Genomic DNA, 13,002 nt, shown 5'->3' with positions numbered 1-13,002 from the left:
ACAGTCGGCCTTGGCGGACCACGCCCTGGGGTTACTCGCTGAGCAACTGGTGGAGGAAGGCGGCATTGGCCGCAAGATCGTGGCCGAGGACCACGGTGTGCCGGCGGAGCTTGGTGAGGCGGTCGGTGACGGTCTGACGGGCGTTGCCGCTGCCGCCGCCCCCGGACGGCGCGAGGCCGAGGATGTCGAGGTAGCGGTCCTCGGTCGCGCCGTGCATGAAGTCGGCGTCGCCGAACGTGCGGTGGCAGTCCTCGACGGCCGGGGCGGTGTCGTACTGGATACGCGGGAACAGTACGGCTTGGGCGAGGCCGCTTGTGGCCAGCTTCAGGCCGAACCAGTCGGCGAACTGGTCGGGGTAGACCTGAGCCTTGCGCTCACGCTTGCCGCCGGGCTCCCACAGCGGTTCTCGCCGCCCGGCCAGAACGGCGTCGGTGACCTGGGGGTGCTGGGTGGGGTGCAGGGACTCTCCGGCTCGGAGGCGCTCGCGGACGACGTCGTACCAGCCCAGCGCGTCAAGCAGGCCGAGGCCGATCGCGGCCGCCGATGGCCAGGGCAGGACGTCCAGCCGCCCGGCTTCGTCCGGCCGGACGAAGATCCGGTCGTTGGCCAGTAGTCGCCAGCCCAGATTTGCCAGGGCGAGGGCGGTGGTGGTCTTGCCGGCGCCCTTCTGGCCGAAGGTGAGTACGGTACGGCAGTTGTCGGTCACGGCGGAGGCGTGCAGCAGCGTCCAGCCGTCCCGCAGCAGCATGCCGCGCATGGCGTCGCGGGCGATCCGCGCGGCGGCCAGAGCCACCGGCTCGCTCCGGGTACCGACCACGGACAGCCGACCGGTGGCGGGCTCGTGCCGGTAGGCCAGTTTCTGGGTGGGGCTCACAGCGGTGACGGTGCCCTCGGCGTCGCGGGCCACCAGTGTGGCCGCCTTGGCGTATGTGGTCTCCTCGTGGGGGCAGGCATTTACCAGAGCCTGGAGCGCGGCGTACTGGCCGGCGTCGACGTCGGCGAAGACCACCGGGGCGGCGCACACACTCTCCGGCGGTACCTCGAAGGCGTTCCACCAGGGGCCGAAGTAGCGGCGCGCGTAGTCGGTGACCGCAGGGGTGTTGCCGACCATCGTGATGTTGACGTCGGCGGCGAGCAGCCGCGTGGCGGTGAGGGTGTTCATGAAGTCCTTTCGTCGGCGGGAGATTCCAGCTCGGGCAGAGACCGCAAGGCCTGGTAGGCGTTGCGGAGCTTGATGTCGGCCGCCGTGAACTGTCGTTGTTCGGCCGCGTCGAGGGAGGGCAGGCACGCTACGGGCCGTCCCTGGGTGAAGCGCAACGGAATTCCCAACCAGCCGCCCCCGTACGGAGCGGACAGCTCCTCGATTCCGTCGTCCACAGCGAGCGTCTTGCGCAGGGCGGAGAGCACGGCACCGGCGGGCCCGGAGCGGGTGCGGCCGATGCCGGAGCTGATCTGCCCGGCCCGGGCGGCAAGCTCGTCGCGGAGTTGCTTGAGCGGTAGTGGGACGTGCCGGCCGTTGACGGTCGTCGAAGACGCGCACACCACGGCGGCGTCGCCGTGCTCGCCGATCACGTGTCCGGTCACCGTGCCGGCCGGGACTTGGAGGTGCCGTGCGAGGGAGGCTCGGTAGCGAGCGCTGTCCAGGTTCGAGCCGATGCCGAACACCTGCTCGCAGCCGGAGAGTTCGGCGAACAGCCGGGTCATCAGGTCGACCGGGTTGGTCACCATCAGTACGGTGCCCGAGTAGCCGCGCAGCGCGGTGGCCAGCCGACCGATGATGGGCGCGTTCGCGAGCGTGCCACCCATACGGACGTCGGTGCGGCGGGTGTTGTCGAAGGACGCCCGCACAGCGACAACCACCGCACGGCAGTCGACAAGATGGGCCACATGGCTCGGGTAGGGGCGGAGCGTCGAGTTCGTGGCCTGTCGCATGTCGTCGATATCGGCAGCCAGGGCGGTGGCCTGCTCCGCGGTACGGCCGGCGATGACCAGGCGGCGACAGAACCCGGTCGTGCACAGCGCGGTGGCCACGGCCTGACCGACTGCCCCGGCCCCGACCAGACCGATCGCGTCCACGGTGGCGGGCCGAGTCATTCGGCCAACTCCTTGGCCTGGGCCAGCGCGGTGTCCCACACGCTGCGCACGTCCAGCCCACTGCCCAGAGCGGTGCTGACGCGGTCGGCCATGACGCACACCGCCACGGCCCGCTCGGCCAGTGATCGCCCCCACGCCGGCAGCGGCAGCGCTGCCGGGGCGGACAGGAACGTCGCGAGGATGTTGACGGTGTCCATCAACCATACGATCAGCAGCTCGCGCAGCCACAAGCGGGCCCCCTTGGGCGCCATCGGCCGCATCCGTCGCTCGGCGAACGCTTCGAGCCCGTGCACGATCTGCTCGACGGCAGCGATGCCGGGGCGGGCGGTGGCGAGCAGGAGCACGGTGCGGCTGGTCAGCTTGGCGGCGTCAACCGAGGCACTGGCCCGCAGCAGCCCGGGGTCGATCAGGACCGGCCGTCCGTCAGGTCCGTCGGGGAACACCAGGTGCTCTGGCTTGAGATCGCCGTATGTGAGCACGGCATGGCCCGGCACGAGTGTCAGCGGACGCGTCCGATGCAACCGGGCGACGACCGCCCGCAGCAGCGCGACCACATCGGCCCGTTCGGCCTCGGTGCACCGCTCGGCACCGAGACGGCTCAGATAGGTCTGGCCACTGATGCCATTGAACTTCCGCTGGAACGTGGCCGTCACACTCCGCTCGGAAATCATCCCCATGGGTTCGAGCCGCTGTGTGGTGTGCGAGTGGTGCAGCCGGTGCAGGTCGGTGAAGACAGACTCGAACAATGCGGCCGTGCTCGCCGGGTCCCGAAACAGCAGAGCGGCCAGATTCGGTCCGGCTACGGGCGTGGTGAACAGCACTCCGCGAGCCAGCCCGGCGACCTCGCACACCCGAGGCCGCCCCAGGTCGGCCAGCAGCCGCAGCTGCGCCGCCTCCCGCACAGGCAGTGCGTCCGGTCGCCGCACGTACAGAGCCTGAGCGTGCCGCACAGCGCCCCAGTCACCGGCAACGCCGCGCAGAACGGACACCAGAGACATCCCCAGCAACGAGTACTTGGCGTACAACTCCCGCCCGTCCACGCGGACGCGCTGCACGTAGCCGGTGATGCTCGGGACGTGCGCGGTCGGCTCCATGTGGGCGCCGGCCCACAGCTCGGCAGCGGCCGAGCCGATCGCGTCGCGGGCGTAGGCGAAGACCTCGTCCACTCCCGGGACGGGTCCTGGCGACGTATGTACTGCGGCTGTGCTCACGAATCGCTCCTTCGTATCAGGAGGGCCGCTCAGCGGCTTGCGGACGGGGCGGTGTTCTCTGAAGCCGTCAGGGCTGCCCGCAACGCTGCGGGCTGGGCCCACTCCAAGGCGCATGACGGCAGCGCATGGCCAAAGCGGTGGGCCAGTGGCAGGAACCGCACGGGCCGCGCACTCCAGGTCAGTTGCACTTGCTCGTGCCGCAGAGTGACGGCGAAAGGCTTGCCGCACTCCAGCGCGGCAGCGGTGGGACGCGAACCGAACAGCAGCCACTCGTGGACCGGCTCGGCCTCGACCTCATCGGCCAAGGAGACCAACATGCGCACGGCGATGCGAATCCAGCGGACGGCGTCGCGAGCAGTGGGGGCATCGAAGGAGCCGACAAGTACTGTGCTGTTCGACTCTGTGCGGGCCAGCAGACATTCGCACCAGAACCCTGCCTGTGTGCCCACAGCGGTCACCGGTTCGTCGCGGTTGGACGTCGCCCTCATGCCCGACGTCCAGCGGGCAGTGCGAGCGATGCCCACACGGTCTTTCCGCTCCGCCCTCGCAGTCTCCAGCCCCAGTTTGAGGCCAGGGCCGCCACCAACAGCAAGCCTCGACCCGATTCGGCTTCCCTGCGGACCGGGCGTGGTGCATGCCACAGCGTGGAGCCGTCATCGACCTCCAGCAGCGCCTGCCCCTCATCGACCCACAGCCGAACGGAGACCTTCCCCTCGGCATGGCTGAGGGCATTGGAGACCAACTCGGACGTCACCACCGACATGTCGTCAGCGATCTCGCCTGCGTTCCAGGTCATCAACGCTTCCCGTACGGAGCGGCGCACCTCGGCGACCAGCGCCTTGTCCTCAGTGATCGTTATCGAAAGTGCTGGAGCCGATGCGGCGGGGGAACCAGCCCGTGTCAGGGCCGAATCAGAGCGGGTAGTCAGGTGCATGGCGGTGCATCACCCCGAGGCGCGGCAGCAGGAACGAGCGACACCACACGAACCGATGGAACAAGTTCGCCGATGAAGCGGGGTCCCAGGGTCGCGCCATCCCGGCAGCCCGGACCATCCCGCCGAACCACCAAGTGACGGCCATGATCTCCCGGTTCAACCGGGAAAGAACGCAGGCATGTTGACGCACCTCGCCACCAGCTACCGTGCTGATGAGAGCGTGATCCACCGCACGACCGAGAGGTGCCTCAGTGACAGCGCAACCCCGCAGCCGCAGGCAGGAACAATCACAGTTCGCCATGGAACTGCGCGCGGCGGGCAAGAGCTGGACCGAGGTGGCGATCGCCATCCGGCACCGCTACCGGGTCAACGCCCGCGCAGCGCCCCGGCTGGCTCGCGGCCTCAGCCAGCGCGAAGTCGCCGAAAGTTGGAACCGGCGCTGGCCGGACGACCCCAAGACCTTCAAGAACATCTCCACCTGGGAGCTGTGGCCCGCCAGCACCGGACATGCTCCATCGCTCGACACCTTGGACCGGCTCGCCCAGCTCTACGAATGTTCCGTGGCGGACCTGCTGGCCGACCTTCCCCACTACGGGCACGTGTCGTCAGAGGCACTGCCGATTCCCGGGGACCGCGCACCCGGCTCGCCGGCCGTATCGACAGCCGAGGCCGTCTTCCCGGACGCCCTGGCCGCCGAACCGCTCTTGCTCACCTCACAGTTGGCCAGCACCCTGGTCCACCGGCTGCACGACCTCCGTTTCGACGAACTGGCACAGGCATTGATCATGTGGGTTCAGCAGGCCAACCCCGGGCTCGACCGCCGCGAGCTTCTGCTGAAGATCAGCACGGCGCTCACCGTGGCCGCCGCAGCTCCGCTCCTCGACATCGCCGACGCCGACGAACGCGATCGCATCGCAGCCGTCCTCGATGACCCGCGTCGCTTGGACCTGGCCACCATCGCCCATGCCGAACGCGTTCTCCAGCACTATCGCCGCCAGGGCGATGTCCTCGGCCCGCAGATCGCTCTTCAGACCGTTCTCGCCCAGCGACAGGTCGTCGCCGGCTTCCTCCCCGGCGCCCGCGAAGCCCTCCGCCCCCGTGTACTGACCGTGTACGCCGAGCTCAGCCAGATGGCCGGCTGGCAGCTGTACAACCTCGGCGACTACCGGGCCGCCCAGTACTACTACGACGACGCCCGCACCGCCGCCCACGACGCCGAGAACACGGAACTCGTCACTTACGTCCTGTGCACCATGAGCCAGCTGGCCACCTGGCAGAGCAAGCCCCGCGTAGGCATCGACCACGCCATCGCCGCCCAGGCCTGGGCCGCCCAGACCGACAGCCCGGCCGCCCGCGGCTACGCCGCCGATGTCGCCGCACGCGCCTTCGCCGCCGCCCAGCAGCACGACAAGGCCCACCGCGCCCTCGCACAGGAACACGACGCCGTACGCGACATGGCCGCCGGGCTCCCGCTCGCCTCCTGGTGGTACTTCTACGACGAGTCGTTCTACTGGGGCACCAAGGCGGAATGCGCCCTCGTCCTCGGCGCCCCCGAGAAGGCGCTGGCCGCCGCCCGCACCTCTCTTCCGATGATTGACCCGACCAACGTGCACAACTACGCGCACACCCTCGCGATGCAGAGCCAGGCCCACCTTCAGCACGGCGACATTGCCGAGGCCAGCGCCATCGTCGGCGACATCGCCCGCATCTCCGGCGTCAACCGCTCCCCGCGCATCACCGAGCGCATCGCCGGTCTTCGCACTGCCCTTACCCCCTGGCAGCGGACCCGGGCCGTCCGCAAGCTCGACGACCTGCTCGCCCACTACCGGCTGACCGGCAGCGGCAGCACGAACAAGTCGTAGGCAGAGTAATAGTCGCCCTCGTCTCCGGGAATCCGGCCCACCCGCCGCCACCCCCAGGACTCGTATATCGCCTGGGCCGGAGCATCCGGGCCCGTCGCCAGCGTGGCCCGCTCCGCGTCTCGCGCACCGAGCACCGCGTCATGCAGTGCCCGGCCCATCCCCTTGCCCTGCCACTCCCGCCGTACCTCGATTTCCGACAGCACCCACGTCCGCGACCCGGTCTCCGCCAGAAACTCCGCTGACGGCTTCGGCTGCACCCCACCCCACCAGTGCGTATCCCCGGCCGGAAGGAGGTAGCCGAAGACGAAGCCGATCAGACGGCCCCGGTCGCGCGCCGCCACCAGGGCGAAGCCGGGGCGCGAGAACTGCTTCTCCGCCCGGCGGCGAAACGCGGCCGTCTTCCCCTCACCCCGCTCGACGCCGTACGCATCCGCGTACACGTCACACAACTCCTCCAGCATCCCGGCGACTTCCGCACCGTCGTGACACGCCAGGACCGCGTCATTGATCGCCATGGCACCAAGACTAGGGCGCACCGACCTCGGGGGGACAGGACAGGTAGAAGCCACGGGGACGTGCGGACAGCGCGCAACCATCGAGGGGCGTGTCCCCGTTGCATGGTGTCACCGCACCTCGCGTACGGCGAGGCGGTGGGCTTCGACACGGTCGTCCAGAGCACGCAGCCGCCGTTCGAGCTGACCTCCAGCCTCATCTGTCACACGCTCAGGCCGAGCGCAGCGCCCCCGTGCTCGCCCGTTCCACCAACCGCGTCGACAACTCCGTGCGTGTGCCCTCCGGTTGGTCGCCCTCCATCATGCGGACCAGGAGACGCAGCGCGGTGGAGGCCATCTCGGAGAGGGGCTGGCGGACCGTGGTCAGCGCCGGGGTCGCCCAGCGGGCCTCCGGGAGGTCGTCGAAGCCGACCACACTGATGTCGTCCGGCACCCTCAGCCCCCGCTCGGCAAGCGCCTCGTACACACCGAGCGCCATCTTGTCCGAGCAGACGAAGACGGCGGTGGGCGGCTCGGGCAGGTCGAGGAGCTGGAGCATCCGGTTGTGCGCGGTGCTCTCCATGAAGTTGCCGTAGCGGACGTACTCCGACCGGTACGGGACACCTGCGGCCGTCAGGGCCGAGCGGTATCCGGCGACCCGCGCGCTGCTGCACATCTTCCGCCGGTACCCGGCGATCACCGCCACCCGCTCGTGCCCGAGGGCCAGCAGATGCTCGGTGGCGGTCAGTCCGCCCTGCCAGTTGGCCGCGCCCACCGACACCACACCCGGCGGCGGCTCCAGCACCGGGTCGATCAGCACGAACGGGATACGGTGCTGGGCCAGCCAGGAGTACTGGGCGGGGGACAGCTCGGCCAGATTGAACAGCACACCCGCCGAGCCCCGCGCGGTCAGCTTCTCGAACCAGCCGCGCTCGGGGCGGGAGCCCCGGGTCCGGGTGAGCCCGGCCGAGACGACCACCTCCAGACCGGCGTCGTGCGCGGCCTGTTCGACCCCGTGCAGCACCGCGCCCGACCAGGAGCTGCCCAGCGAGTGCACCACCAGATCGACCATGCGCGGTGTCCTCGACGCCTCGAACCTGGGTCTGCGGACATAGCCGAGCCGGTCCAGTGCCTCGGTGACCCGGCGCCTGGTCTCCGGGGCGACGTCCTCCCGGCCGTTGACCACCTTGGAGGCCGTCGGCACGGACACCCCGGCCTCCCGTGCCACCACCGCCAGCGTCGGCCCGGCCGTCGCGCTCCCGCCACGCACCATCGCGACTCCATTTCCCAGGCCCCGTCCCGAGGGCCGTGAAATTTTCGAATAGCAAGCGCTTCCTACGGTAAGGGCAACTCAACGCGGCAGGAAGAAGCTGAGAATCAAAGGACGCCCCCCGGCCTAAACTTTCGAAACTTCGAACAAGGCCGGGCCGGTCGCGTTCTCAGTGGTGGGACGGGTCGACAGGCTCCGATCCGGCGTCGGGATGCGCCAACCTGAACCCTCCGAAGTCCGCGGTGAAGCCCGCGTTCACCAGATCCTGGGCGTGGACGCCCGCGAACGCGCCCGTGAAACGGAGCTTTCCGCCGTAGTCGTCGGAGAGGCGGGTGAAGTCCAGGGGCGGACCGACGGGCGTGCGCTCGCCGGTGTCGCGTACGTACCAGAAGCGGGCTTCCGGTCCGTCGACCGTCGCCCCCAGCGCGATCGGCTCACCCGGAGCGACCTCGACCAGGGCCACCTGCCGTGCGCCTTCCTCGTCGCGCTCCACCAGGCTGAGGACCGTACGTCCCCCGCCCCTCCACTGCTGGCCGCGCTGAGGCTCCCCCTCGGGCTCGGCCCAGGTCAGATCGAGGGCGATGTACGACGAGGTGTTGTACCAGAGCAGCAGACCGGCGGCCTCGGCGAACGACCGGGGGTTCGCCTCGACCGTCACCTCCACCTCCGCCCGGTGCTCGGTCAGCCGCTGCGCCAACAGGCTCTGGTTCCACAGGGATTCCGGGCCCTGCCGCCCACGCAACCGGACCCAGCCCGGGCGTACGGCCGCGTCGGCCCAGGAGGCGTCGACCTCGGCGCGCAGACTGCTCCAGGGCCAGGACAGCGAGCCACCGCCTTCGGCCGGCGAAGAGGCGGGCGCGGGCGCGGGCGAGGGCGCGGGCGAGGGCGAGGGTGAGGGTGAGGGTGAGGGTGAGGGTGAGGTGGGCTCGGCGTCGGGCGCGCTCCCGCTCGCCACGGATGCCGGTGCCGCCCCGGCCACCGTGGGCACCTCCACGTCGACCAGCGGATGCCAACCCCCCTGCCGCAGCCGGGGCCAGCCCTCCTCGTCCCAGGTCACCGCCTGGACGGCGGTCTCCCGGCCCAGCGGGCAGCGCATACCGTGCTCGGTGCGGAGGGGGCGGGCGGTGAGATGGCTCAAGTACCAGTCGCCGCCGGGGGTTTGGACCAGCTCGGCGTGCCCGGCCTTCTGCAGCGGCACCTTCGGATCGTCGCGGGTGGTCAGCAGCGGCAGCTCGTCCAGCTCGTACGGGCCGGTCAGCGCACGGCTGCGGGCGACCCGCACCCCGTGCTCGAAACCGGTGCCGCCCTCCGCCAGCACCAGGTAGAACCAGCCGTCGCGGACCAGCAGCTTCGGGCCCTCGATCAACTTGTCGTGCTGGAGCAGGAGATGGGTCTCGCCGAGCGGACGCAGGGTGGAACGGTCCAATTCGGTGAGCACGATGCCGTCGAAGCGCTTGCCGCCGGGGCGGTGGTCGCTCTGCATGTTGAGGAGATACAGGCGGCCCTCGTGGTGGAAGAGCGCCGGGTCGAAGCCATGGCTCGCGACACGTACGGGAACGGTCCAATCGCCATCGCCATCGCCGTTGATCTTCGTGGCCGTACTGATGTACACATCAAGATCGAAGTGGCGGGTGCCGACCGAGCGGACGATCGCGTAGACCACCCAGAAGCGCTCCCCGTCCCAGCTCAGGGATGGGGCCCAGATGCCGGCCGAGTCCGGGACCCCGGCGAGCGAGCCGCCCGGGACCGCGCCGCGGACATGACCGGCGTACTCCCAGCTCGCCAGGTCCTTGGACCGGTACAACGGGATCGTCGGGAACCACTCGAACGAACTGGTCGCGACGTAGTACCACTCCCCGACGCGGATCAGCGAGGGGTCCGGGGCGAAGCCCCTGATGACGGGGTTGTGGGCCACGGTCACGGGCGAACTCCCAGGGCTCCCGGCGGCGTTGTGCGGTGGACGGTCACTTCAGCGCTCCCAGGGTGACGCCGGTGCGCCAGTAGCGGCGCATGGCGGTCATCATGATCGCCATCGGGACGATGGAGAGCAGGGCGCCCGTCAGGACCAGACTGGTCACGTCGATGCCGGACTCCAGGGTCTTGCCGGTCCAGTTGTAAAGACCGAGGTTGAGCGTCCAGTTCTCCTCGCCGCGCAGCACGGTCAGCGGGAGGAAGAAGGCGTTCCAGGTGTTGACGAAGGCCAGCAGGAAGACCGTCGCGCCACCCGTGGTCATCATCCGCAGCACGATGCTGAAGAAGATCCGCAGCTCGCCGGCGCCGTCGAGACGTGCCGCTTCGAGGAGTTCGAAGGGGATGGTCGCCTCGGTGTAGACCTTCGCCAGATACACGCTGAAGGGGTTGATCAGACAGGGGATCAGCATGGCCCAGGGGGTGTCGACCAGGCCGATCTCCGAGAACATCAGATACAGCGGCAGCGTGAGCAGCGCGATCGGGATCAGGAAGGAGCCCACCACGGCCGCGAAGACCACATTGCGGCCGGGGAAGTCGAAGCGGGCCAGACCGTAGCCGGTGGCCAGGGCGACGAGCGTGCCACCGAGGGAGCCGACACCGGAGTACAGGAACGAGTTGGCCGTCCAGCGCAGGAAGATGCCGTCCTCGTAGGTGAACAGCTGATGCAGGTTGTCCCACAGGTGCATGCCGGAGAACCACATGCCGTTGCTCTGGTACAGCCCGACCCGGTCCTTGGTGGAGGCGACGATCAGCCACCACACCGGGAACAGGCTGTAGACGCTGGCCAGGATCAGCCCCAGCAGGATGAACCGCTGGCCGCCGCGCCCGCGCGAGGAGGTGTCGGCACGGGTGATCCGCCGTACGGGAGGCGCGCCGGACCCTGAGGATTTCCCGGATTTCTTGGGGGAGTCGGTGGTGGTCGTCGTGGCCATCAGTCGACCTCCTTCGAGGTCAGCCGGTAGAAGAGGAAGGAGGCGATGCCGAGGATCAGGGCGAGGAGCACCGAGAGGGCGGCGGCGTAGTGGTAGTTGGCCGCGTTGAACGCCTGGTTGTAGATGATCATGATCGGGGTGAAGCTGTCGTCCACGGTCTCCGGGGTGATGCGCCGGAACAGCGCCGGCTCGTTGAAGATCTGCAGCATCTGGATGATCGACAGGAGACCGGTCAGGACCAGGGCGCCCCGTACGAACGGGATCTTGATGCTCAGGGCGATCCGGGCCTCGGAGGCGCCGTCCAGCCGGGCGGCCTCGAACAGCTCACGGGGCACGCCCTGGAGCGCCGAGTAGATGATCACCATGTTGTAGCCGATGCCGTGCCAGGTGAGCAGATTGCCGATGGACGGCCACACCATCGAGGGCGCGAAGAAGTTCCAGTCGAACCCGAAGAAGTCACCGAGCGGGGTGAGCGGGCCGACCTCGGGGCTGTAGAGGTTGATCCACACGATCGCCGCGACGACACCCGGGATCATGTACGGCACCAGCAGCACGATCCGGAAGCGGCCGGCGGCCTTCGCGGTGACCGCGTCCAGCAGCAGCGCGAGTACGAGGCTGACGAGCAGCATGAACGGGATCTGCACACAGGCGAAGAGCACCACGCGCAGGATCGAGCCCATGAACGCCGAGTCGGTCAGTCCCTGCTGGTAGTTGTCCAGTCCGGAGAACTCGCGCGTGGCGCCGCCGAGGCCGAGCCCGGACTGCTTCTCCTGGAACAGCGACTCGTAGACGGCGTACCCGATGGGCAGCAGATAGAGGAAGACGAATCCGAGCTGGAAGGGCACCGTGAACGCGGCACCCTTCCAGCGCTGGGAGCGAATCATCGAAAGATGCCTCAGCCCTTGACGTTGATACCGCGGGACTTCAGGTCGTCGACCGTCCACTTCTGCATGTGGGCGAGCAGGTCGGTGACCTTCTGCTCCTTGCTGACGACCTTGCCCCACTGGCTCTGCAGCTCGGTGAACATCGCCGTCCAGTTCGGGCCGAAGACCCAGTCGGTGGTGACGGTACCGAGGCTGTCCGTGACGATCTTCTTGGCCGGCTCGTAGTTGTCACCGAGCAGCTTGTCGGAGATCGCCTCGGCGACATACGCGTCGCTGTCGGCCAGACCCGGCATCACACCGCTGCCGGTCTCCGGGCTCGCCATCGACTTCACGGCGCCGGTGTCCGTGGACAGCCACAGCGCGGCCTCGGCGGCCTGCTCCTTGTACTTGCACTGCTCGGTGACCAGGTTCATGCCACCGCTCTGGTTGGTACCGGCCGGGGTCTTCGCCGCCTCGCCCTTGTACGTCGGCCACGGGGCGAGCGCCCACTGGCCGAGGGAGTCGGTGAAGTTCTGCACCATGCCGGACATCTGCCAGGTGGAGATCTGCCGGGTGGCGGTGCCGCCCTTGTCGTAGTTGCGCTGCACGGCCGCGTAGTCGGCGAAGGACAGCTTGGAGTTGAGGTCGTTGTCGATGATCTGCTGGATCACCTCGGCGGCCTTGAGGCTGCCCTCGTCCTGGAAGTTCACCTTCCAGGAGTCGCCGTCGATGGCGTACCAGTGCGCCCCGGCCTGCATCGCGAGCACCTCCAGGGTGCTCGGGTCCTCACCGGCGTAGTTGGTGACATAGACGTCGTGCTTCTTCAGCTCCTTGCCCGCGGCGATGAAGTCGTCCCAGGTCGCGGGGGCTTCGAGCCCGTACTTCTTGAAGATGTCGGTGCGGTAGATCGTGAACGCGGGCGCGGAGCTGGTGGGCACGCCGTAGACCTTGCCCTGCACCTGGACACCGGCCCAGGCGCCGGCGTTGAACTTGTCCTTGCTGTCACCCACGTACTCGGTGATGTCGGCGAGGGCGCCCTGCGAGACCCAGGTCGTCACATACTCGGCGGTGTTCTGCACCAGACAGGGTGCGTTGCCCGCCTTCACCGCGTTGCTGAGCTGCTTCTGCATGGTCAGCTGGTCGGTGACCTTGGTGTACTTGAGCTGGACGTCCTTGTGGGAGGCGTTGAACATCTTGACCAGGTTCTCCTGGCCGTTGGCCCAGCCCCAGAAGGGCAGGGTGACCGGGCCGGAGGCCGAGGCCCCGTCGTCACCGGAGTCGTTTCCGCCGCACGCGGAGAGCAGACCGGTCAGCGCGATACCCGCGACGGCGATACGGGCGAACCTTCTCCGGGGGCTGATGGAGTTCATCGAC

The 13,002-nt window shown here is 68.9% G+C and carries 12 protein-coding genes; 1 reads left to right on the top strand and 11 read right to left on the bottom strand.

The annotated features are described in order from the left end of the window. Nucleotides 1-31 precede the first annotated feature (31 nt). From ACWD4G_RS14340 to ACWD4G_RS14320, 5 genes are read right to left on the bottom strand one after another with little or no spacing between them, the layout of a single operon-like run. The gene (locus ACWD4G_RS14340; protein WP_451293006.1) at nt 32-1,162 is read right to left on the bottom strand and encodes a hypothetical protein; all 1,131 of its coding nucleotides are present in this window, start codon (nt 1,160-1,162) and stop codon (nt 32-34) included. Beyond that, on the bottom strand, nt 1,159-2,094 hold the full coding sequence (locus ACWD4G_RS14335; protein WP_451293005.1) for a lactate/malate family dehydrogenase: 936 nt from the start codon (nt 2,092-2,094) through the stop codon (nt 1,159-1,161). Before ACWD4G_RS14335 ends, ACWD4G_RS14340 begins: the two co-directional genes overlap by 4 nt. Beyond that, nucleotides 2,091-3,305 (bottom strand): phosphotransferase, encoded by a 1,215-nt coding sequence (locus tag ACWD4G_RS14330; protein WP_451293004.1) that lies wholly within the window; start codon nt 3,303-3,305, stop codon nt 2,091-2,093. The genes ACWD4G_RS14335 and ACWD4G_RS14330 overlap by 4 nt, the downstream gene beginning before the upstream one ends. A 29-nt stretch (nt 3,306-3,334) precedes the next feature. Further along, nucleotides 3,335-3,793 carry a hypothetical protein gene (locus ACWD4G_RS14325; RefSeq protein ID WP_451293003.1) on the bottom strand — a complete coding sequence of 153 codons (459 nt, stop codon included), beginning with the start codon at nt 3,791-3,793 and terminating at the stop codon, nt 3,335-3,337. After that, nucleotides 3,790-4,239: an ATP-binding protein gene (locus ACWD4G_RS14320; protein ID WP_451293002.1), complete on the bottom strand. Its 450-nt coding sequence runs from the start codon at nt 4,237-4,239 to the stop codon at nt 3,790-3,792. The genes ACWD4G_RS14325 and ACWD4G_RS14320 overlap by 4 nt, the downstream gene beginning before the upstream one ends. A 251-nt stretch (nt 4,240-4,490) precedes the next feature. Between ACWD4G_RS14320 and ACWD4G_RS14315 the strand changes: the two genes are divergently transcribed. Next, entirely contained in the window at nt 4,491-6,101 is a 1,611-nt protein-coding gene (locus tag ACWD4G_RS14315) for a helix-turn-helix domain-containing protein (protein ID WP_451293001.1), read from the top strand. On the opposite strand, the gene ACWD4G_RS14310 is transcribed toward ACWD4G_RS14315, so the two are convergent. The 6 genes from ACWD4G_RS14310 to ACWD4G_RS14285 form a co-directional block, all read right to left on the bottom strand. After that, a complete protein-coding gene (locus tag ACWD4G_RS14310) occupies nt 6,062-6,616 on the bottom strand; it encodes a GNAT family N-acetyltransferase (protein WP_451293000.1) in 555 nt (184 codons plus the stop codon). The two genes, ACWD4G_RS14315 and ACWD4G_RS14310, sit on opposite strands and share 40 nt — an antisense overlap. Nucleotides 6,617-6,824: 208 nt before the next feature. Beyond that, nucleotides 6,825-7,865 carry a LacI family DNA-binding transcriptional regulator gene (locus tag ACWD4G_RS14305; RefSeq protein ID WP_451292999.1) on the bottom strand — a complete coding sequence of 347 codons (1,041 nt, stop codon included), beginning with the start codon at nt 7,863-7,865 and terminating at the stop codon, nt 6,825-6,827. 166 nt (nt 7,866-8,031) lie between these two features. Beyond that, nucleotides 8,032-9,783 (bottom strand): family 43 glycosylhydrolase, encoded by a 1,752-nt coding sequence (locus ACWD4G_RS14300; protein WP_451292998.1) that lies wholly within the window; start codon nt 9,781-9,783, stop codon nt 8,032-8,034. Between the two features lie 43 nt (nt 9,784-9,826). After that, nucleotides 9,827-10,765, bottom strand: coding sequence for a carbohydrate ABC transporter permease (locus ACWD4G_RS14295; protein ID WP_451292997.1), 939 nt, complete (start codon nt 10,763-10,765; stop codon nt 9,827-9,829). After that, nucleotides 10,765-11,649, bottom strand: coding sequence for a carbohydrate ABC transporter permease (locus ACWD4G_RS14290; protein ID WP_451292996.1), 885 nt, complete (start codon nt 11,647-11,649; stop codon nt 10,765-10,767). Before ACWD4G_RS14290 ends, ACWD4G_RS14295 begins: the two co-directional genes overlap by 1 nt. Before the next feature lie 11 nt (nt 11,650-11,660). Continuing rightward, on the bottom strand, nt 11,661-12,998 hold the full coding sequence (locus ACWD4G_RS14285) for an ABC transporter substrate-binding protein (RefSeq protein ID WP_451292995.1): 1,338 nt from the start codon (nt 12,996-12,998) through the stop codon (nt 11,661-11,663). Nucleotides 12,999-13,002 lie beyond the last annotated feature (4 nt).

The organism is Streptomyces sp. NPDC002643, from assembly GCF_053592555.1.
Note: the sequence above shows the minus strand (reverse complement) of the source record. Positions and strands in the feature narration are given on the sequence as shown.

Excerpts from the sequence above, each read along its gene's own strand:
- ACWD4G_RS14325 (WP_451293003.1), bottom strand. The coding sequence starts at position 3,793 with ATGAGGGCGACGTCCAACCGCGACGAACCGGTGACCGCTGTGGGCACA.
- ACWD4G_RS14290 (WP_451292996.1), bottom strand. The coding sequence starts at position 11,649 with ATGATTCGCTCCCAGCGCTGGAAGGGTGCCGCGTTCACGGTGCCCTTC.
- ACWD4G_RS14320 (WP_451293002.1), bottom strand. The coding sequence starts at position 4,239 with ATGCACCTGACTACCCGCTCTGATTCGGCCCTGACACGGGCTGGTTCC.
- ACWD4G_RS14340 (WP_451293006.1), bottom strand. The coding sequence starts at position 1,162 with ATGAACACCCTCACCGCCACGCGGCTGCTCGCCGCCGACGTCAACATC.
- ACWD4G_RS14295 (WP_451292997.1), bottom strand. The coding sequence starts at position 10,765 with ATGGCCACGACGACCACCACCGACTCCCCCAAGAAATCCGGGAAATCC.
- ACWD4G_RS14335 (WP_451293005.1), bottom strand. The coding sequence starts at position 2,094 with ATGACTCGGCCCGCCACCGTGGACGCGATCGGTCTGGTCGGGGCCGGG.
- ACWD4G_RS14305 (WP_451292999.1), bottom strand. The coding sequence starts at position 7,865 with ATGGTGCGTGGCGGGAGCGCGACGGCCGGGCCGACGCTGGCGGTGGTG.
- ACWD4G_RS14310 (WP_451293000.1), bottom strand. The coding sequence starts at position 6,616 with ATGGCGATCAATGACGCGGTCCTGGCGTGTCACGACGGTGCGGAAGTC.
- ACWD4G_RS14285 (WP_451292995.1), bottom strand. The coding sequence starts at position 12,998 with ATGAACTCCATCAGCCCCCGGAGAAGGTTCGCCCGTATCGCCGTCGCG.